At 40.4% G+C, this 18,591-nt stretch carries 25 protein-coding genes and 1 pseudogene; 1 reads left to right on the forward strand and 25 read right to left on the reverse strand.

Annotation, left to right across the window (positions count from 1 at the left end):
* Window positions 1–9: 9 nt before the first annotated feature.
* From groES to RQ973_RS02365, 6 genes are all read right to left on the reverse strand, one after another.
* Complete coding sequence (groES, locus tag RQ973_RS02340) at window positions 10–294, reverse strand: co-chaperone GroES (RefSeq protein WP_049549641.1); 285 nt, start codon at window positions 292–294, stop codon at window positions 10–12.
* Between the two features lie 155 nt (window positions 295–449).
* Entirely contained in the window at window positions 450–845 is a 396-nt protein-coding gene (locus tag RQ973_RS02345; RefSeq protein WP_049549642.1) for a single-stranded DNA-binding protein, read from the reverse strand.
* 76 nt (window positions 846–921) lie between these two features.
* Window positions 922–1,683 carry an SDR family NAD(P)-dependent oxidoreductase gene (locus RQ973_RS02350; RefSeq protein WP_311522622.1) on the reverse strand — a complete coding sequence of 254 codons (762 nt, stop codon included), beginning with the start codon at window positions 1,681–1,683 and terminating at the stop codon, window positions 922–924.
* Window positions 1,684–1,712: 29 nt separating this feature from the next.
* Complete coding sequence (gene ytpR, locus RQ973_RS02355) at window positions 1,713–2,339, reverse strand: YtpR family tRNA-binding protein (RefSeq protein WP_311522623.1); 627 nt, start codon at window positions 2,337–2,339, stop codon at window positions 1,713–1,715.
* Between the two features lie 13 nt (window positions 2,340–2,352).
* On the reverse strand, window positions 2,353–2,670 hold the full coding sequence (locus RQ973_RS02360) for a thioredoxin family protein (protein ID WP_075227609.1): 318 nt from the start codon (window positions 2,668–2,670) through the stop codon (window positions 2,353–2,355).
* Window positions 2,667–2,957: a DUF4651 domain-containing protein gene (locus RQ973_RS02365; protein ID WP_311522624.1), complete on the reverse strand. Its 291-nt coding sequence runs from the start codon at window positions 2,955–2,957 to the stop codon at window positions 2,667–2,669. The genes RQ973_RS02360 and RQ973_RS02365 overlap by 4 nt, the downstream gene beginning before the upstream one ends.
* Before the next feature lie 204 nt (window positions 2,958–3,161).
* Between RQ973_RS02365 and RQ973_RS02370 the strand changes: the two genes are divergently transcribed.
* Window positions 3,162–3,425: a DUF898 family protein gene (locus tag RQ973_RS02370; RefSeq protein WP_311522644.1), complete on the forward strand. Its 264-nt coding sequence runs from the start codon at window positions 3,162–3,164 to the stop codon at window positions 3,423–3,425.
* A gap of 37 nt (window positions 3,426–3,462) precedes the next feature.
* On the opposite strand, the gene RQ973_RS02375 is transcribed toward RQ973_RS02370, so the two are convergent.
* From RQ973_RS02375 to RQ973_RS02465, 19 genes and pseudogenes are all read right to left on the reverse strand, one after another.
* Window positions 3,463–3,717 (reverse strand): DUF1912 family protein, encoded by a 255-nt coding sequence (locus tag RQ973_RS02375; protein WP_049527031.1) that lies wholly within the window; start codon window positions 3,715–3,717, stop codon window positions 3,463–3,465.
* A gap of 9 nt (window positions 3,718–3,726) precedes the next feature.
* Complete coding sequence (locus RQ973_RS02380; protein ID WP_311522625.1) at window positions 3,727–5,061, reverse strand: DUF438 domain-containing protein; 1,335 nt, start codon at window positions 5,059–5,061, stop codon at window positions 3,727–3,729.
* Complete coding sequence (locus RQ973_RS02385; RefSeq protein WP_000368731.1) at window positions 5,061–5,294, reverse strand: DUF1858 domain-containing protein; 234 nt, start codon at window positions 5,292–5,294, stop codon at window positions 5,061–5,063. The genes RQ973_RS02380 and RQ973_RS02385 overlap by 1 nt, the downstream gene beginning before the upstream one ends.
* 321 nt (window positions 5,295–5,615) lie before the next feature.
* Window positions 5,616–5,798: a hypothetical protein gene (locus RQ973_RS02390; protein ID WP_049504271.1), complete on the reverse strand. Its 183-nt coding sequence runs from the start codon at window positions 5,796–5,798 to the stop codon at window positions 5,616–5,618.
* A gap of 1 nt (window position 5,799) precedes the next feature.
* Window positions 5,800–6,579 (reverse strand): hypothetical protein, encoded by a 780-nt coding sequence (locus RQ973_RS02395; RefSeq protein ID WP_070460198.1) that lies wholly within the window; start codon window positions 6,577–6,579, stop codon window positions 5,800–5,802.
* A gap of 162 nt (window positions 6,580–6,741) precedes the next feature.
* Window positions 6,742–7,092 (reverse strand): 30S ribosome-binding factor RbfA, encoded by a 351-nt coding sequence (gene rbfA, locus RQ973_RS02400; RefSeq protein WP_311522627.1) that lies wholly within the window; start codon window positions 7,090–7,092, stop codon window positions 6,742–6,744.
* Between the two features lie 168 nt (window positions 7,093–7,260).
* Window positions 7,261–10,053, reverse strand: coding sequence for a translation initiation factor IF-2 (gene infB / locus RQ973_RS02405; RefSeq protein ID WP_311522628.1), 2,793 nt, complete (start codon window positions 10,051–10,053; stop codon window positions 7,261–7,263).
* A gap of 16 nt (window positions 10,054–10,069) precedes the next feature.
* A complete protein-coding gene (locus RQ973_RS02410; RefSeq protein ID WP_223140590.1) occupies window positions 10,070–10,369 on the reverse strand; it encodes a YlxQ-related RNA-binding protein in 300 nt (99 codons plus the stop codon).
* A complete protein-coding gene (gene rnpM, locus RQ973_RS02415) occupies window positions 10,362–10,655 on the reverse strand; it encodes an RNase P modulator RnpM (RefSeq protein ID WP_000857562.1) in 294 nt (97 codons plus the stop codon). Before rnpM ends, RQ973_RS02410 begins: the two co-directional genes overlap by 8 nt.
* A 22-nt stretch (window positions 10,656–10,677) precedes the next feature.
* Complete coding sequence (nusA, locus tag RQ973_RS02420) at window positions 10,678–11,814, reverse strand: transcription termination factor NusA (RefSeq protein ID WP_000032287.1); 1,137 nt, start codon at window positions 11,812–11,814, stop codon at window positions 10,678–10,680.
* A 42-nt stretch (window positions 11,815–11,856) separates the two neighbouring features.
* The gene (gene rimP, locus RQ973_RS02425; protein WP_000338687.1) at window positions 11,857–12,336 is read right to left on the reverse strand and encodes a ribosome maturation factor RimP; all 480 of its coding nucleotides are present in this window, start codon (window positions 12,334–12,336) and stop codon (window positions 11,857–11,859) included.
* 241 nt (window positions 12,337–12,577) lie between these two features.
* Window positions 12,578–13,728: pseudogene (locus RQ973_RS02430) on the reverse strand (glycoside hydrolase family 3 protein).
* 174 nt (window positions 13,729–13,902) lie between these two features.
* A complete protein-coding gene (trmB, locus tag RQ973_RS02435) occupies window positions 13,903–14,538 on the reverse strand; it encodes a tRNA (guanosine(46)-N7)-methyltransferase TrmB (RefSeq protein ID WP_311522629.1) in 636 nt (211 codons plus the stop codon).
* Complete coding sequence (ccrZ, locus tag RQ973_RS02440) at window positions 14,535–15,329, reverse strand: cell cycle regulator CcrZ (RefSeq protein ID WP_000362994.1); 795 nt, start codon at window positions 15,327–15,329, stop codon at window positions 14,535–14,537. Before ccrZ ends, trmB begins: the two co-directional genes overlap by 4 nt.
* Window positions 15,330–15,485: 156 nt before the next feature.
* Window positions 15,486–16,097, reverse strand: a complete 612-nt coding sequence (locus tag RQ973_RS02445; protein ID WP_311522630.1) for a type II CAAX endopeptidase family protein — start codon at window positions 16,095–16,097, stop codon at window positions 15,486–15,488.
* A 30-nt stretch (window positions 16,098–16,127) separates the two neighbouring features.
* Window positions 16,128–16,376, reverse strand: a complete 249-nt coding sequence (gene blpZ / locus RQ973_RS02450) for an immunity protein BlpZ (protein WP_042900368.1) — start codon at window positions 16,374–16,376, stop codon at window positions 16,128–16,130.
* A 41-nt stretch (window positions 16,377–16,417) separates the two neighbouring features.
* The gene (locus RQ973_RS02455) at window positions 16,418–17,107 is read right to left on the reverse strand and encodes a type II CAAX endopeptidase family protein (protein WP_311522631.1); all 690 of its coding nucleotides are present in this window, start codon (window positions 17,105–17,107) and stop codon (window positions 16,418–16,420) included.
* Between the two features lie 214 nt (window positions 17,108–17,321).
* Window positions 17,322–17,633, reverse strand: a complete 312-nt coding sequence (locus tag RQ973_RS02460; RefSeq protein ID WP_311522632.1) for a role in replication — start codon at window positions 17,631–17,633, stop codon at window positions 17,322–17,324.
* A 329-nt stretch (window positions 17,634–17,962) separates the two neighbouring features.
* On the reverse strand, window positions 17,963–18,565 hold the full coding sequence (locus RQ973_RS02465; RefSeq protein WP_311522633.1) for a type II CAAX endopeptidase family protein: 603 nt from the start codon (window positions 18,563–18,565) through the stop codon (window positions 17,963–17,965).
* Window positions 18,566–18,591: the final 26 nt, after the last annotated feature.

Raw genomic sequence — 18,591 nt, forward strand, 5'->3', positions numbered from 1 at the left:
TTCCTCCTATTATTCTTCAACGATTGCTAAGATGTTAGCTTCACCCACGATGATATATTTTTCGTCACCATCTTTGACCTCGATACCTGCATGAGCTTCGACTAAAACTTGATCTCCAACCTTTACACTTGGAGCGACTAGTTCACCGCTCAAGGTACGAACACCTTGTCCAGTAGCCACTACTGTAGCTGTTTTCGTTTCTTCTTGGGCTGATCCCGCTAGGACAAAGCCTCCGACAGTTTGTTCTTTTTCTTCAATTTTCAAGACCACACGGTCTCCTAATGGTTTCAACATCTGTTTTCCTCCATAATTCAATCATATTATTAGCACTCTTTTCATACGAGTGCTAAACCATAGTTCTATTGTATCACTTGGTCAAAAATAGTCAAGAAAAAAGTCTGATTTATAGCATAAAAAGAGTTGGAGAAAACTCTCAAACTCTTGTCATTTTAAAATGGAAGTTCCTCCTCTTCCAAAACCAAATCTGCCAAATCCTGTCCTGCATTATTTTCACGCATGGCACGTTGAGCACGACTTTCCAAGAGTTGGAATCCTGTGGCAAGAACTTCGGTCACGTAGTTCATCTGGCCATTTTTCTCAAAGCGACGAGTACGCAATTCTCCATCCACAGAGATAAGACTACCTTTAGTTGCGTAGCTTGCCAAGCTTTCTGCTAGTCTGCCCCATAGGACCATATTAACAAAATCGGCTTCGCGTTCCCCGTTTTGGTCTTTGTAACGACGGTTCACAGCGATAGTTGCTCGCGCTACCGACTTGTCATTGTTGGTTTTGTGCAATTCTGGTGTAGACGTTAAACGCCCAATCATGATAACTTTATTATACATATTTTCTTCCTCCTACTTATCTATTCGTAGGAAATCAAAAAAAGTTACAGAAATTTGTAACTTTCGAGGAAATTTTTTACTTTTTATGAACCATAAATCCTGTCGCCTGTTGATTGGCCATTATGGTCATATCTGTAATCTGCACACGGCGAGGTTGGCTGGTCACATAGACTACTGTGTCTGCAATATCCTGAGCTTGCAAGGCTTCGAGCCCCTGATAGACCGTCGCAGCCCGTGCCTCATCTCCATGGAAACGGACTTTTGAAAAATCAGTCTCTACAATACCAGGCTGAATGGTTGTCACCTTGATATCAGTCGCAATGGTATCAATCCGTAGTCCATCTGAAAAGGTTTTGACTGCAGCCTTGGTTGCTGAATAGACTGCTGCACCAGCGTAAGCGTAAATACCTGCGGTTGAACCCATATTAATGATATGGCCTTGATTTGCAGTCACCATAGAAGGCAAGAGACAACGAGTAACAGCCATCAGGCCCTTGACATTGGTATCCAGCATGGTCAGCATATCCCACTCTTCATAATCCTGATAGAGAGCTAAGCCTAAAGCAAGTCCAGCGTTATTGACCAATATATCAATCTGACCCACAGTTTTTAGAATATCTGAACAGACAGTCTTAACCATGCGCATATCCGTAACATCTAAAGGAAAGGTCCAAACTTTTTGATTTGGAAAGGTTGCCGCAAACTCGTTTTTTAGGACTTCGAGTCTTTCTGTTCGACGTCCCGTAAGAACGATATTCTCACCTTTTTCTAGATAGGCACGCGCAATAGCTTCACCAATACCTGATGTTGCACCTGTTATCACAACATTTTTTGCCATCTTACTTTCTCCTATCTAACTTAACAAATTTAAGCTGTCCAGTGTTTTGCTGGGTCAAATGGAGTTCCAACAACTTGGTCTTCGGACAATTCAATGACACCACGTTTTTGTGGAGCATTTGGCAAATGCAATTCACGAGGACTACACATCATGCCAAAACTCTTTTCACCACGAAGTTCCCCTGGGAAAATGAGATTGCCTTTTGGCATCATAGCTCCTGGAAGAGCTACAATGGTTTTCAAACCAAGACGCGCATTTGGAGCACCTGCCACGATTTGTACTGTTTTATCATTCCCAACAGCAACTTGACAGATATTGAGGTGGTCACTATCTGGATGCGCAACCATTTCTACAATTTCTCCAACCACAAATTTTGGTTCCTTGTCATTGATGATTTCCTCAGCAAATCCTTGAGCCTGCAATTCTTGATTCAAACGTGCTACTTGGTCGTCAGTTAAAAAGACTTGCCCGCGCTCAGCGATTTCAAACATGCTAGAAACTTCAAAAATATTCCAAGCAACAGTTTCACCAGTTTCCTTTAGGAAAACACGTGCCACATTGCCTTTACGCTCAACATCTAGTTTGGCATCGCCACTGTTTTTCACGATGACCATAAGGACATCACCGACATGTTCTTTGTTATATGTAAAAATCATTCTTTCTTTTCTCCTATTTTAATTCTGCTAAAAAGTCGTTTATTTGTGCCTTGGTTTTACGGTCACGATTAACAAAGCGTCCAATCTCCTTGTCCTTATCTAAGACAATTAGACTTGGAATCCCGTATACATCCCATAGTTTTGCAAGTTCCATGTACTCATCTCGGTCTACTCGTATAAAGGTAAACTCTGGATTGGTCTCTTCAATCTCTGGCAGAGCTGGATAGATATAGCGACAATCGCCACACCAATCCGCAACAAAAAGGAGGACCTTCTTGCCATCCTGTTCTACTAGATTTGCTAATTCTTCTATACTCTTAGGAGAAATCATAAGACTTCCTCCTCGTAGATGAGATCTTCATCTTCGTAGACAAAGGTATAGTGACGACCATCTTCAAAAATAACACCACCAACAAGACGTTCTAAGCTACTTTCGTACACTTGGACATAGAGAGTTCCAATCTCACCCATTTCTGAGAAATAGTCACGCACAATAGCAGTTAACTCTTCCTGTGTCTTCATGAGTTTGTGATCATCAGCGACTTTCTTAGCACCAAAGGCAAGTGCTCCAAGCCCTACCACGACTAAACCTGTTTTAATAATATTTTTCGTTTTCATGCTAACATTGTAACACAAAAAGATAAGTAGGACAAATCGTGAATGCTATTTTCGTTTGAACTATAGTGCCTCATTTCAAGAAATATTGATTCCTATCTCCTCCTATGGTACAATACCTCAAAGTAATGATTTACTTATCCATAAAATTCTAAGGAGACTCTATATGAACAAATAAAGTTATTTTGACGGGGATTACTCAGCTTTATCGGACACTCAATTGTCGCTTTTTTCATCATCGCCTTAACTCTAGGAATTGCCACACCTTGGGCCGTTTGTTTTATGCAAGATTGGAAAGTCCGACATACTGTCATCGATGGTCAACGTTTATATTTTGATGGAACTGGCGCCCAGTTATTTGGAAATTGGATCAAATGGTTCTTACTGACGATTATCACTCTTGGAATCTATTCATTTTGGTTAAAAATAAAAACAGAACAATGGATTACCAAGCATACCCATCATATGTAAAAAGTGCGGTTTATAGACCACACTTTTTTTATAGCTCTTAATAATGTCTCTCACCAAATAAACCTTCTGGTAAATCATGGAAATCCTTGCCTGCCTTAAAATTTTCAAACTTGCCTAGCAAGAACTGGTAGGCATCTAAGCGGCTTTCATAGCGAATCATGGCATCTTTAGCACGCTCATCTTGATCTTCTTCATAGACCTTTTGGCTTTCCTTGAGCGCCATATCATTAATCATGATTTGGGTATTAACCCAGGCTTCAAATTCCTTCATAAATTCTTGTTCGTAACTCATTGTTTCTCCTTATTCTATTCCTCGATAATAATCTGTATCAATCTCACGGTAAGGCTGGATATCCTGAACATACTCCAATACTCCTTGAAATTCTCCATTTTCATCGTATACAGCAGCATAAGTGATATGGACAAACTTGCCCCGTGACTCGGACTTGAACCACATCTCGTACTTGTCTTTTTTCCCTTCACGAAGACCTTGCATAATCGCTTTGACTTTCTCAAAATATTTTGGTGGATGACATAGCTCAACATTGCGCCCAACTTGAGACGGTGTCCGCTTGAAAATCATCTCATCTGCTGGCGTATTGTCATTGTAATACTGGAAGATATCATCCTTATTAACAAATGTAATCTCCATAGGCAAGTGGTTGAGGATAAGATTAGCTTGTTCAACTGAAAGATAGCCATTTCCAAAAGCCTGCTGACTATTTCGGTCCATCACTGCTTTCTTTTCCTTAAGTGTAAAGGTGATAGTAAACTGACCCTCTGGCGTATCGATCACTTGCTGAACTTGTCCATCTACAGTTTCTGGCTGACTTGGTTCTTCTACACTTTTCTCCTCAACAAAATTTTGACGCTCAGGAACCCATTTCTCAGACGGACGGATAATAGCATATCCATAGGCATCACTTTCCTCAGCAATCTGAATCCAGTCATCCTGGGTGAAGGATTCGAGCAGAATCATGAGGAGGATGGACTCTTCCTTGAAAATCATACTCTCAAATTCAGTCGCAAAAGCCTCAAAATCTGCCTTTACAATACTAATGGATGCTTCTGGTAGTGACCTAACTGTCCCCAAGGCTTTTTGATAGAGTTCCCTAATCTGGTCATCGACTCCCCACATGACTTTTGGAGGAGAATCATGTCCATAACGCTCCATGATAGGAAAGAAGAGTTCTTCTTTGCGCTGGTAGTGACGGTCAAACTGACCTACAAGCCCCATCTGACGAACCAACCCCTTACGCATCTCTGCAAGCATTTCCTCATCTTCCATAGACTCATATGTGTCTAACAATCTTCGAACACGAATCAAGGCAGCACGGAGGGCTAGATTTTCATCCTTAAAAACACGCACAGGATGACCTGGATGCTCTGTATCTTCAACTTCGACACCCTTAACAGCATTCTTAAAGAGATTGGCATGGACATCACAGAGCTCCATGACGTCTTCAAATGTCACACCTGAGTCCGAGTTCATCAACTCGTGCTCCATGAGAGAAATCTCGATAGCTGATACACCTGTAAAGGTTGCATCAAAGCGTTCCTGAACGGATTCAGGGGAGGCTCCATTATGCAATTCTAATAAAATATCCCGTAGGATATAAATACGTTCATCTGCCATTAGTCTATTCCAATCACTTCATAACCATTTGCTTCAAGTGTGCGTACAATCTTATCCATAGGGGTTCCCTCCAGTTTAGACCCCTGTTTGAGCGATACTTTTCGTCCGACTGTATTTCGCATCAATGGATTTGCAAGAGGTTTAAAACCGAGTTCTACTAGGATATCTAAAACTTCTGGATGCTTGTCCACAACTTCCGCAACAGGAATAGATACATCAATGATATTGTCCATCATAACCTCCATCATATTCTCTAACAGTTTTTTCTTTTTTATTATACCACAAGGGCAAAGATTAAAAAACTAGCAGTAGAAGACTTGCTAGTTTATTTCGTATAATTTCATTATTTCCAATTATATAGACTTTTCCTAGTAAAACCTCAAAGTCTTATCCTTACCATGATCATCAGAGAAGTTTGAAAAACCAATCTATTATCTTGAAAAGAATCTTATAGAACAGTAATTGGAAGGCGAAAGAGATTAGAAACCAGAGAATTTTTATCAAACCAACAATTGGTGTTATAAAAAGAAGAGTGAAGAGCCTCCAAAAAGATTTCATTCTTTATCCTCCGGCTTCATCAACCAAGTAGCTGTATCCATAAGCTTATCTACGAGAAATAATTTTCCCAAACTAACGACTGTGTTTTCATCTTTTTTTATGGTTTCTGCAACTTTTAAAGCTTGCCTTGTTAGAAGATAATTACCGTAGGTTTTGGCCAGTACTGTTATGATCCCCATGTCAATCTCCTTCTATGATTTCCACTTCTTTTCGGATAGTGGCAACATCTCTTTGATATTGTGCTTCATCGTAGTTAATCAATTTGGACAATTCTTTTTGCAATCTTTCTCCCATGGGTTTCATGGTCGCAAAGGTTAAGCCACCTGATAGGACTCCACCTAAGATAGGAATAACTTTCCCCATCCCCTTAGCCAATCCTCCCTTGGTCAGATTCACTCCAAAGATTTTCAGAACTTTTTCCAAAATTGGATACCAAAGAGTCTTTGTCAAAGCCTTTTTGTTTACAATTTTCATCACTTGCTTAGCAACTGTAACACCACCAGAACGAAGGAGAGCGCCCGCACCATTTACTCCCAACATCACTCCCAGATAGAGCAAGAGGGTATTTTTAGCTTCTTCGCTCAGCTCATTTCGCGAAGCCCAGAGATCATCATAGCCGTAAATATAGCCTAGCTCCTGAGCTAGTTTCAGTGAAAATGCGTAAAACTGGGCTACATCTGTCGGAATTGTAACGGCCATGGCAATACCTCCAGGTAATCCAGCCAAAACAGATGTTCCACTTGCTAGCAATACATTATCTCTAATACATGCATTAGCTACTCGATCTAAGGTTTCCTGAGGTAATAAAGCTGTCGGCCCTTCTTCCAATAATCTAGGAATATCCTTTGAAGCCACTTCCTTAGAGAATTTGTCCATTAAAAATTTTGACCGGTTCACTTTAACGACAGGAAGTTTTACTACCTGTTGCAACACTTGCATCGCCACATCTTCTTTAGCCATCTCTATCTCCATTTTTCATTCATATCAAGCTTTATCTTATCATATTTATGGAATAAATGATATTTTCAAGATTTATTTTATTTTCTGAATTTCTATTTATATAATCTGACTAGACAATGACCGACTTATAGCCACAAAAAAGAGGGTTGCCCCTCTTTCTGCTTAATGTTTATCCAGATTGCGTAGCATCTCGTCAATCTTGTTTCCATATTCGATGGATTCGTCTTTGACGAAAGTTAAGTCTGGAATTTTGTACAATTTCAAATTGCGACCAAGTTCACGTTTGATAGTACCAGTTGCTTTTTCAAGTCCAACTTGAGCTTTTTTATTATCTGAAGCCAGGTTACTCAAAATAGTGTAGTAGACCTTAGCAACAGACAAGTCACCTAGCATCTGAACATCAGTGATAGTCACACCTTGGACACGTGGATCACGGACTTTCTTTTGCAAAATCTCATTGACTTCGCGCTTGATCTCCATGCCCACACGATCCGTACGGAAATGATTTGCCATGCTTTTTTCCTTTCTCTCAATTGAATCAAAAGCTAGGCCAGCAGACCTAGCTTTGTCTAGTAGATAGAGGAACTAGAGCCATTTGAATCTAGGAAACAAGCCTTAGATAGAACTACGGGTTCATCAAGGCACTGTTGACGACGAGTCAAATCGGCTATCGTTTCTCTATTATCTCTTGATTTCTTCCATGATGTAGGCTTCAATCACATCATCCATCTGGATATCATTGTAGCCGTCAATCATGAGACCACCTTCACGGCCGTTTGTAACTTCTTTAACGTCATCTTTATAGTGTTTCAAGCTAGCTAGAGCACCATCGTAAATAACAACACCATCACGGATGACACGAACTTTAGAGTCACGGGTAACTTTACCGCTGGTAACCATGAATCCTCCGATTGTTCCCACTTTAGATACCTTGAAGGTTTCGCGGATGATCGCTTCACCAATAATTTTTTCTTTAAATTCTGGGTCAAGCATCCCTTTCATGGCTTCTTCCATCTCTTCAATCACCTTGTAGATGATGCTGTGGAGACGGATTTCTACATCGTCAGCTTCTGCTTGTTGACGAGCTTGTGGTGTAGGACGCACGTTGAAACCAACGATAAAGGCATTTGAAGCTTCGGCAAGAGTCACGTCAGATTCATTGATAGCACCAACTGCTGAGTGAACAATGGTCACTTTAACGCCTTCCACATCAATCTTTTGAAGTGATGCAGAGAGAGCTTCAACAGAACCTTGTACGTCGGCTTTGATGATGACGTTAACTGACTTGAGTTCTCCTGCTTTAAGGGTATCAAAGAGGTTTTCAAGGCTAACTCGTTGAGTAGCTTGACGTTGCTTCATAAGAGCACGTTTGGCACGTTCTTCACCAGCTGCACGCGCAGATTTTTCATCTTCGTAAACAGCAAAGTGGTCACCCGCCATTGGCGCTTCGTTCAAACCAGTGATCGATACTGGTGTTGATGGGCCTGCGACCTTCACACGACGTCCGAGGTCGTTGGTCATAGCACGGACACGTCCGAAAGTATTTCCGACAACGATTGGATCTTGAACGTTCAAAGTACCTTGTTGGACAAGGAGGGTCGCAACTGCACCTTTTCCTTTATCCAAACGAGCTTCAATAACAGTACCAATGGCACGAACTGTTGGATCTGCTTTGAGTTCTTGGATTTCAGCCACAAGTAGAACAGTTTCCAAGAGTTCATCGATATTTTGGTTGAATTTAGCTGAGATTTCTACAAACTCAGAATCTCCACCCCAGGCAGTTGACATAACACCGTGTTCAGCCAATTCACCGATCACACGTTCTGGGTTGGCACCTGGTTTATCGATTTTGTTGATGGCTACGATGATTGGAACATTAGCAGCTTTTGAGTGGTTGATGGCTTCGATAGTTTGAGGCATTACCCCGTCATCTGCCGCTACGACCAAGATGGTAATATCGGTAACAGAGGCACCACGCGCACGCATAGAGGTAAAGGCTGCGTGTCCTGGTGTATCAAGGAAGGTAATCTTCTTACCATTTTCCTCAATCTGATAGGCACCGATATGCTGAGTGATACCACCGGCTTCACCTGTTGCAACACGAGAATTACGAAGGGTATCCAAAAGGGTTGTTTTACCATGGTCAACGTGTCCCATGATCGTTACAACTGGTGGACGCTCTACGAGTTCATCTTCATTGAGATAACCCTCTTCAGCAAAGAAACGTTCAATATCAGCATTGTCGACTTCAACCTTTTGTTTCGCATCAATACCGTAATCTACCATGAGGAGTTCGATTGTTTCACCGTCCAAGGACTGGTTTTGTGTCGCCATCACACCCATCATGAAGAGTTTCTTAACAATCTCAGCTGGTTCGCGTTTGATACGTTTTGCGATTTCCGCAACGGTCATACCATCTGTATATTCAAATTCTGTTGGCAATTCATGGAACTTACGCTCTGTAACAGGTTTTGGTGCCTGATTACGGTTATTTTTGTTATTGCCTTTTTTATTCTTTTTGTTATTGTTCCAGTTACTATTTCTTTGATTTCTCACTTGATTTTGACTACTTCGATTCTTTTGTTGTTTTCTAGGACCATCTTCTTCGTGATCGTAATCATCACGATCTTTGTCTGGTCGGGCTTGTTTCTTACGACGTGTATCCACTACAGGTTCTTTAGCTGTAGGAGCAACTTCAACCACTGGTTGAACTGGCTGCGCTTGTTCAGCTAACTTAGCAGCTTCTTCAAAGATTTCCTCAGGTTCCTTGCGTTTGTTTGCTTGGGCCAAGGCTTCTTTAGCAGCTTGAGTTTGCTTGAAGCGTTCCTCACTTGAACGAGCATATTCTGCATTTTGCTCTGCCTTTAGAGCAGCTGCACGGGCTTTAAAGTCAACACGTGGGCCTGCTTGATTTGGACGTCTGTCCTCTTGCTTGCGGCGATCATTTCCGCGATTTTGCTGACCTTGTTGTTTTTTTCCTTGATCATTAAAGCGACGATTGTCGCGATTGCCTTGACCTTGTTTACCACCATTACGGTTATCATTTTTTTGACGGTTTCCGTTTTGTTGTTGGTCACGGTTATTGCCCTTATTTTGCTTGCGTCGTTCAGCCTGCTCTTTTGCACGAGCTTCACGCTCAGCCTTAAAGTTTCGACTCTGCGGTTTTACTGGTGCCACTCTTTCTTCTTTAGGGGCAACCGCTGCTGCTGGTTTTACCTCTTCCTTAGCTACAGCTGGTTTAGCTGGCTCAGATTTTTCGGCTTTCTTTTCTGTACTTGCTTTTGGTGCTACAGGTTTTGCTTCTACTTTCGGAGCAGCAGACTTAAAGCTGGCAGCGATTTTTGCAGCGACAGCTTCTTCCACACTTGATGAGTGGCTTTTTACATCCAAGCCCAACTCTTTTGCACGCGCTACAACTTCTTTACTTTCTTTTCCAAGTTCTTTTGCGATTTCGTACAATCTTTTCTTAGACAAATCATGTCCTCCTCTTCTATTCCATAAGAGACCTCATTTTCTTTGTAAATCCAGCATCTGTGACAGCCAAAACTTTTCTTGATTTTCCGACTGCTATGCTTAATTCCAGTGTTGAAAACACGGTAATAACTTCTACTTGATAATAATGACTTTTATCCTGAATCTTCTTGGTCAGATTGGGACCAGCATCATGGGCGAGAAATACCAGTTTTACTTTCTGGTCTTGGATAGCCTTGACGACCATTTCTTCACCCGAGATGATTTTCCCTGCTCTCTGAGCAAGACCCAAGAGATTGGCGATTTTTTGTTTATTCAAGTCCTAACTCTCTTCTTTTCACTTTGTGATCGACATAGGCAATCAACTCGTCATAAAAGCTTTCTTCAACTTCCATACTAAAGCTACGGTTAAAGACTTTTTTCTTTTTGGCCTCAAGGGCTTCTGCATTGTCTAGCTTGATATAAGCGCCACGACCATTAGCCTTGCCTGTCGGGTCGATAAAGACCTGTCCCTCTTTGTTCTTGACAATACGGAGCAAGTCACGCTTATCAATCACTTCATTAGACACAACAGACTTACGCAAAGGGATTTTTCTAGTTTTCATCCTTCCCTCCTCTGATCAGCTCTTATTCTTCGACCAATTCGTCTGTTTCTACCTGGTCAGCTTGTTCTGCTGCTTCCATGGCTTCAAACTCACTAGCAGACTTGATATCGATACGGTAGCCAGTCAAATGAGCTGCCAAACGAACGTTTTGTCCACGACGACCAATCGCAAGAGAAAGCTTGTTATCAGGAACAACAACCAAGGCACGTTTGCTGTCGTTTTCATCAAAAATAACTTGGTCAACTTCTGCAGGAGCAATAGCGTTGTAGATAAATTCAGCTGGATCGGCTACCCATTCGATAACGTCGATGTTTTCTTCGATTGGAACCATACGATCGCTCTTAGCATCGTAGCGAGCTGGGTGGAATTTGCTAGTAATTTTCTTGATGTTAGCACCACCACGTCCGACGATTGTCCCGATCGCATCCACGTTTGGATTGTGGCTACGAACAGCAACCTTAGTACGGTCACCTGCTTCACGAGCAACACTCATGATTTCAACAGTTCCGTCATAGACCTCAGGAATTTCTTGTTCCATCAAACGTTTAATCATTTCTGGATGGCTACGGCTCACAAATACGTTCACACCACGAGGATTGTCTTCAACCTTGTAGACATAAACTTCGATACGATCATGAGAAGCAAAAACTTCTCCAGGGATTTGGTCTTGTTTTGACAATTGTGCTTCGATGCTGCCAAGGTTGACATAGATAAAGCGGTTGTCAAATCGTTCTACCGTACCAGACATGATTTCTTGTTCATGCTCTTTGTAAGTATTGTAGGTAATGGCACGTGTTTGCTTGCGCATTTTTTCCATGATGGTTTGTTTGGCAGACTGAGCTGCTACACGACCAAACTCACCTGGTGCTTCTTCAAATTTAATCTTGTCCCCAAGCTCGTAAGCTGAGTTAATGGCAAGAGCATCTTTCAAGCTGATTTCCAAACGGCTATCAAATACTTCATCAACAACTTCACGAACAGTATAAACTGTAAAGTCACCTGTCTTTTCGTTGAAATCAATGGCTACACTATCAGACTGCCCATAGCGTCTGCGATAGGCTGAACGAAGTGATTCCACCACTGCATCAATGATGTCTTCTTTTTTGATTCCCTTGTCTTCTTCCAAAATGCGGAAGGCCTCTAGCATTTCTTTACTCATCTTCTATTCACTTTTGAATCTTCAAAAGCTTCCTTTCTTTTACTATAATTTTACTGCTAAACGTGCTTTCGATACCAGACTGTATGGGATTTGGACTGTTTTCTTACGTGTCTTGTCCATATATTCCATAGTCAACTCATCCTCTTCAAAGGCTAGCAAGGTTCCTTCAAAGACCTTTTGCTTATCGATGGCTTGGTAAAGTCCAACATGGATGTATTTCCCGACTGCTCCAGCGACCGCTTCCTTGGTTTTCAAAGGACGTTCCAAGCCTGGGCTGGTGATTTCTAGGAAATATTGTTCTGGGAAGGGATCTGGCTTGATAGTATCTAGGACAGGACTGATAATCTCTGTCAAGTCCGCTGTGTCGTTCAAGGTAATTCCCTCTGGTTTATCTACAAAAATACTAAGAATCATGTCACTGCCAATCTTTCCGTACTCGATATCAACGAGTTCAAAGGGAGCTTCAATGACAGGTTCTACGACTTCTCTGACTAATTCTACGATAGTTGCGATTGCGTCCACCTCCTCATAAGCAAGAGGCGAAGATATTTCCCCGCCTCACTTTCTCATATTCTTACTTATAGTATAGCACTTTTGACTACTTATGTAAAGCATAAGCACTCAGAAGGCTTGATTTTAAGCTTTTTCTTAAAATTCTGCACGATTTTATAGAAAGATATCACTTTACCAAGCAATCTGAATTCCTTACAAATCAACTGTTCCGCATCCAAGCAGCTGATCCTTTTCTAGTCATCTCCCCTCTTTACTGCAAAGTCCCTAATATCCCCAAGTCATATTTCCAAGATAAAATACGTCTCACAGACTCATCAATACGCTCTTCTGTCAGCTCTCCTGAGGAGACTTTCTTTAATAAATAAGGAATTTGAGTTTGGTACGAAGATCCTAAAATCAAATCATTACCCGCTAAAATTGCTTGAAGGGCAGCTTCATCCTGATTGACAAAATCAGCCAATCCTGCCATATCGAGATCATCCGTCATAATAACTCCATTGAAGTGGAGTTCTTTGCGAAGAATATCATTGATTTTTGGTGAGATCGATGACGGAACAGTATCAATCTTGGATAGAATATTGTGCGAAACCAAAACACTATCCGCACTGCATCTATGCCAGCTTGAAAAGGTAGCAAATCCGCTTGTCTTAACTCATCCAAGGATCGATTGTCTTGGATAATGTCGGTATGACTGTCTCCATTATCTCCATATCCAGGAAAATGCTTCAAGGTTGACCCAACCTTGTTTTTTTGAAGTTCTGTTACAACCTGCCCAACATAACTTGCAGTCGTTTGGGCATCTTGTCCAATGGTTCGATCATAGATGAAGGCTGATGGATTGCTGGCAAGATCTGCAACTGGAAAGAGTCCAGCATTGATACCAACAGATTTTAGTAGCTCTGCCTTCTGCCTAGTATCAGAACGGATTGCCTCCATCCCACCCTTTTGATAAAGTTCCAAAGGAGATTGGAAAGGAGTCTCTAAAATCGAACTGATACGAGTCACGGTTCCGCCTTCTTCATCTGAACCAATCAATAAAGGAATCTTTGAAGCAGCTTGGTAGCGATCTGTCAAAGCCTTCATATCCTCTAGGGTTTGTCCTTGAAAATCTCTCCCAAACAAGAGATAACCTCCAAAATGATAGGAATGAAGGTCTTCTAGCTGATGACTAGAAGGAACCCTAGCCCAGAACAACTGGCCTACTTTTTCTTCCAAAGTCATCGAGACTAATCTTTCTTCAACAACCTTATTCTTCTCTGTTTCACTAGTTTGAGTAGTTTTCTCAGTTTTTTCTACTTGCGACTCCACTTGTCTATGATGTTGATGGTCGGAAAAAATCAAACCACCTATCACAAGGAAAAAGAAAAGATAGACGACAATCGGTTTTATTCTTCTTCTCATAACACCTTCATTATACCACTTATCCGGTTGCAAGTATACACTTACCAAAATCTCGAATGAACCCTAACATCAGACTAAAAAGGCTTAGCTCTATGTACAGAACTAAACCCTTGATAAAATTATATATCTAACTTTTTGGTTATGATAGAGTTTTTGATTGATATATTTTTTACATTAAAACTGAGCCTCAACTCGATAGATGACCTGACCCTTACTTGAGAATTTTTCTTCATATTCTGTCATGACATTGCCTTCAAAGTCGCTGGCGTGCAAATCTAACCAAACTCCATTGAGCTTCATGCCATATTGAGAAAAACTCACTAGGCTATATTCAAACAAGCCACGGTTATCCGTTTTGAAATGAATTTCTCCATTTTCAGGCAAGATACGCTTGAAGGTATCCAAGAAACTCTTATAAGTTAGACGACGCTTTTCATGACGCTTTTTAGGCCACGGATCTGAAAAGTTTAGGTACAAGCGATCAATCTCACCATCTTCAAAGTAGTCGGTCAAATCAGAACCATCAACCCACAACAACTTAATATTGGGTACAGCGACTTCCAAGACCTTGTCCAAAGCATAACTCAAAACAGACTTTTGAATATCAATCCCGATATAGTTGATATTAGGGTTTTGCTTGGCCATACCTGACACAAAGGCTCCCTTACCACTACCAACCTCAACATGGATAGGATTGTCATTTCCAAATAAATCTCGCCATTTTCCTTTGGCTTCTAAAGGATTTAAGACAACATACTGAGGATTAGCCTCTAGTAATTCTGTTGCCCCTTTACGATTTCTAACTCTCATCTCTTCTTTCCATACTTGTCACGGAAGATGCGCAAGGCATAAATCTCCCGATTGACATTTTCTAGATCTTCATTTGTATAATATTTGGCAATCTGGCTCAAGAAGGATAACTGAGCATACCAAAATAGTTTGTTAATGACTGTTTGGTTGTATTTGTAACCGTAATAAGTCAACCACTCTTTCCACTGATAGTCTGGAATATAGTGACATAGCATATGCGCCACATCAAACATGCGATCCGTTAAACGAACGGAATCCCAATCCACTAAATAAACAAGACCGCTCTCTGTCTCAATCCAATTACTATGTCGTACATCTCCATGAACGATCGTTGCATAATCTTCCCTAAAGTTTGGCAAACTTCCTCGCAAATCCTCTACTACCATTCTTAGATATTGATTGTTCTTCAAGGATTCTGGAGCATCTTTTAACCAAGCCTGAAGCAAGTCAAAAGGTGTTTCTAAAGAATAGCCCAAACGAGTCAATTGCGTCATCAAAGGACGCGAACGATGCAAGCGGCTCAAAATATTGATAATCTGCTTGCGATTCATATCATAAGGGGTCAAAATTTTACCATTCAACCATTCTTGGGCACACATATCACGCCCATCCGATAAACGGCGAGTCCATAATAATTGAGGAGCGATTTGTTCCTTGGCTAAACCAGGTAGGATTGGAGAGGTGTTCATTTTAATAAAGACGCGCTTCCCATCAGGGTAGCTTCCCATATAAGCTTTTCCGCTTTTCCCAGGTATAGGGGTCAGCGTTAGCTCAATATCACCCAAGTCCATTTCTTTCCTCCGTATAAAGTTTCCTTACTATTCTACTAGTTTTTAGCTTATTCGTCAACCAGTCCCGACCTGATTCTCAAATAAAAGCCTCTGGGGTGGGTTATCATTATAGAAAGAAAAAGGTAAGCACAATCTCCTACTTACCTTTCATGGTTTTTATAAATAAAATAAGAGTGGCCAACTGTTGTAAAACATGTGGACTAGAGTAGAAACCCATAGATTTTGACTCTTTTTATAAGCAAAGCCCAGTAACAAGCCCCCAAGTAGATAAAAAATAAACGAAGGGACATTAGAAGGTCCATGCATGAAAGAAAAGAGAGAGGAAGTTAGAACAAGCCCTAACCACGAATTATCAAAAACCGCACCCTGAAGAAGTCCTCTGAAAATGAGTTCCTCCTGGATGGGTCCAAAAACTGCGGTAGTCAAAATCAAAGACAGGGAAATTCCTCTGCTGACTTCCGCCAAGTGTTGAACTCCTGCGCCAGAAGAAACAGCGAAGAAACGAATATAAACTAGCGTCTCAAGCACACTTAGAAGAAAGATTGCAATGAAAAGTAAAAGTTGTTTCTTGCTTAACATCCCAAAAGAAATCATTTCAAACTTTCTAGCATAAGCAACACTCAGCAAGGTTACAAGAAGACTTACAATAATCAGTGCAGGTTCATTTTGAAAAAAATCCCCATGGTTAATCGTATAAGGAACTGTAATGACGATTATTAGTACTAAAAATCCAAAACACAAGGCATGAAATTTATCAAAAAACTCCATAAAACTATCCTCCTCAACAAACAAACCTTCCTACAAATCATCCTTTAACTCAAGTCTTTCCAAAACAAACCATTTGAGTAACCAAAATCCGACCACATAGCCAGCCCCTAAGAAGATAGCCATTAAAGATAGCATGGGATTTAGGAAATAAAAGACCACCACAGATACAAAGGTTAGCACAAAAACATTAAAGGCAATGGTGTCAGAAGCCAAATCTAGAATATAGGGTGTCAACCAGTCTAAGGTTTTTGAATCTAGGAAAAATAAGTGTTTATACATGATGAACTCCTCTATGGCTGAAAAGCAAGCCTTTTGGTTTTTTACCCCAAGACCCTATGTAGAAAAGTGAGCAAAAATGGTAAGTTTGCGATGATATTATTAACAATATGAATCGTGTAAGAAGGATAGATAGTCTTGGTATAGCGTGTCAAACCACCAAATATACATCCAACTGCTGTATAAACCAGGATGTCTAGTAGACTAGGAAAACTTGAAAAATGGGGTAAGGCGAACAAAACCGACGGAAATAGAATATCCAGTCCCCATCTTGAATTCTTAAAGAAGGCATGTTGAAGTAGCCCCCTACATACCAATTCTTCCATCAGAGGTCCCAGTACGATTAAGGTTAGGTAAACACCAAACTCCGCAAAATTGGTCTCACTATAGGCAATAAACAAATTCCAACTTTCGTTTGTCCCCTGAACGTGTTTAGCTGTCAGATAGTTAAAGCTTATAAGAACGATAGCTGCTAACATCGTCAGAACAGAATAACTCAGCCACTTTTTCCTAGGGATACAAAAGAGATAAGCATGACCCAACCTGATCAAAATCCAAACCATCAGGCCGATAAAGAGAATGCTGATGATGTTTCGAATCCAGATGACATTTCCTACCCAAGACGAGAACTCCCAATAATTTCTCCAAAATTGGGTTGTCCAAAACAATCCGAAAAACAAAAACAAATAAGAAAGGACTGCACTAGTTTTGAAAAGAATAGAATATTTTTTCATAGAAACTCCCTAATGGCTTTGCTATCGTAACTGCCAACAATTATCATTTAATCCTCCAGCATTCAGTCTCGGTAGCTATCACCATGACTTTGATAATCCAATACATCTACCCTTGTGTACTTTTGTTACTGCTAAAAACTTTATATTTTTCATCATCTAGGCAGTCAATTCTTTTCAAAATGAGAGACCATCATCTTTTTTCTACCTAATCATTTTATAAAACTTGATAGTCTCGATGAAAAGCCTTGGCAGATACCACTCTATGATTTGTGAGGTCAAGATAATCTCCTGGATAGCCAAGGACATACATACTATAACCAGCAAAACCTCCTCCTGCTGTTCCGACTAGGCCAATTTTGAGATTGGTTGCAAGAGAAGACTGAAGTCCTGCCATTAAAATTCGGACATGATTGTCTAGCCATACTATGTAATTCTTTTGCAAGGCGTCTTCTACCCAATCTGGTTTAGGAGTATCTTTACCAATTTCCCAAACTTCTACTATTTGATTTTTATATTTTGCTTGCATCTTTTTAATCTTTCTTTTAAGATTCTCACAGGGTTTTTATGTTCTTCTTACCTGGTCTATGTTTTAACAGACTATAGATCGTAACAGGAGTACTCACCAATACCACAATATTTCTCCAGAGTTCATTAGAAATCATGAGTACTCTTATACAAAGAACAAGCGATATCAATATCACTACAACTCGGGCAAATAAATCTAAAAAATACACATACTTTTTCATATGATTCCTCCATCTATTGATTTCACATCTACCAGGTCAGTTCCCTAGTCACTATGACGCTAACTGATCATCCTCTACATTCCTTTGTAAATTTAACTACTGAAAACTACTAGAAGAATGATAAACAATTGTAACAGATATGGACTAAGATAGGCACCGATAGATTTTGACTCTTCTTATAAGCAAAGCCCAGCATCAAACCTCCAAATAGATAATAGAAAAACGAAGGAAAATCATAAGGTGCATGCATGAAAGAGAAGAGAGAGGCAGTCAGTACAAGCCCCAACCAAGAATTTTCAAAAACCGCACCTTGAAGGATACCTCTGAAAACAAATTCCTCCAGAATAGGCCCAAAAACTGTCACGCTTGCAATAAAGGATAATGAAATTCCTGTACTAGTAGCCTCAAGGTGTTGATATCCAGCACCAGAAGATACTGTAAAAAAACTATAATAACCTATATTTACCAGCACACAAATAAGAAAGCTTCCAATAAAAAGTAGAATTTCTTTCTTCGTTAACCTTCTTAGCGAAACCATATCAAACCATTTCGCATAGGCAACACTCAGTGAAATCCAGAAAGTCTTTGCGATAATAAATAGGTACTCGTTTTGAAAAAAATCTCCTTGATTGATGGTATAGCCTACTGTAGTAACTATTATAAAGGCTAAAAACCCAACAAACACAGCATGACATTTATTAAAAATGGCCATAAACACAACCTCTCTCCTATTTAGAA

The sequence above is a fragment of the uncultured Streptococcus sp. genome (assembly GCF_963511325.1).
Classification (GTDB): Bacteria; Bacillota; Bacilli; order Lactobacillales; family Streptococcaceae; genus Streptococcus.

Excerpts from the sequence above, each read along its gene's own strand:
- groES (WP_049549641.1), bottom strand. The coding sequence starts at position 294 with ATGTTGAAACCATTAGGAGACCGTGTGGTCTTGAAAATTGAAGAAAAA.
- RQ973_RS02345 (WP_049549642.1), bottom strand. The coding sequence starts at position 845 with ATGTATAATAAAGTTATCATGATTGGGCGTTTAACGTCTACACCAGAA.
- RQ973_RS02350 (WP_311522622.1), bottom strand. The coding sequence starts at position 1,683 with ATGGCAAAAAATGTTGTGATAACAGGTGCAACATCAGGTATTGGTGAA.
- ytpR (WP_311522623.1), bottom strand. The coding sequence starts at position 2,339 with ATGATTTTTACATATAACAAAGAACATGTCGGTGATGTCCTTATGGTC.
- RQ973_RS02360 (WP_075227609.1), bottom strand. The coding sequence starts at position 2,670 with ATGATTTCTCCTAAGAGTATAGAAGAATTAGCAAATCTAGTAGAACAG.
- RQ973_RS02365 (WP_311522624.1), bottom strand. The coding sequence starts at position 2,957 with ATGAAAACGAAAAATATTATTAAAACAGGTTTAGTCGTGGTAGGGCTT.
- RQ973_RS02375 (WP_049527031.1), bottom strand. The coding sequence starts at position 3,717 with ATGAGTTACGAACAAGAATTTATGAAGGAATTTGAAGCCTGGGTTAAT.
- RQ973_RS02380 (WP_311522625.1), bottom strand. The coding sequence starts at position 5,061 with ATGGCAGATGAACGTATTTATATCCTACGGGATATTTTATTAGAATTG.
- RQ973_RS02385 (WP_000368731.1), bottom strand. The coding sequence starts at position 5,294 with ATGGACAATATCATTGATGTATCTATTCCTGTTGCGGAAGTTGTGGAC.
- RQ973_RS02390 (WP_049504271.1), bottom strand. The coding sequence starts at position 5,798 with ATGGGGATCATAACAGTACTGGCCAAAACCTACGGTAATTATCTTCTA.
- RQ973_RS02395 (WP_070460198.1), bottom strand. The coding sequence starts at position 6,579 with ATGGCTAAAGAAGATGTGGCGATGCAAGTGTTGCAACAGGTAGTAAAA.
- rbfA (WP_311522627.1), bottom strand. The coding sequence starts at position 7,092 with ATGGCAAATCATTTCCGTACGGATCGTGTGGGCATGGAGATCAAGCGC.
- rnpM (WP_000857562.1), bottom strand. The coding sequence starts at position 10,655 with ATGAAAACTAGAAAAATCCCTTTGCGTAAGTCTGTTGTGTCTAATGAA.
- nusA (WP_000032287.1), bottom strand. The coding sequence starts at position 11,814 with ATGAGTAAAGAAATGCTAGAGGCCTTCCGCATTTTGGAAGAAGACAAG.
- trmB (WP_311522629.1), bottom strand. The coding sequence starts at position 14,538 with ATGAGAGTTAGAAATCGTAAAGGGGCAACAGAATTACTAGAGGCTAAT.
- ccrZ (WP_000362994.1), bottom strand. The coding sequence starts at position 15,329 with ATGGACTTGGGTGATATTGAGCTAACGCTGACCCCTATACCTGGGAAA.
- RQ973_RS02445 (WP_311522630.1), bottom strand. The coding sequence starts at position 16,097 with ATGGAGTTTTTTGATAAATTTCATGCCTTGTGTTTTGGATTTTTAGTA.
- blpZ (WP_042900368.1), bottom strand. The coding sequence starts at position 16,376 with ATGTATAAACACTTATTTTTCCTAGATTCAAAAACCTTAGACTGGTTG.
- RQ973_RS02455 (WP_311522631.1), bottom strand. The coding sequence starts at position 17,107 with ATGAAAAAATATTCTATTCTTTTCAAAACTAGTGCAGTCCTTTCTTAT.
- RQ973_RS02460 (WP_311522632.1), bottom strand. The coding sequence starts at position 17,633 with ATGCAAGCAAAATATAAAAATCAAATAGTAGAAGTTTGGGAAATTGGT.
- RQ973_RS02465 (WP_311522633.1), bottom strand. The coding sequence starts at position 18,565 with ATGGCCATTTTTAATAAATGTCATGCTGTGTTTGTTGGGTTTTTAGCC.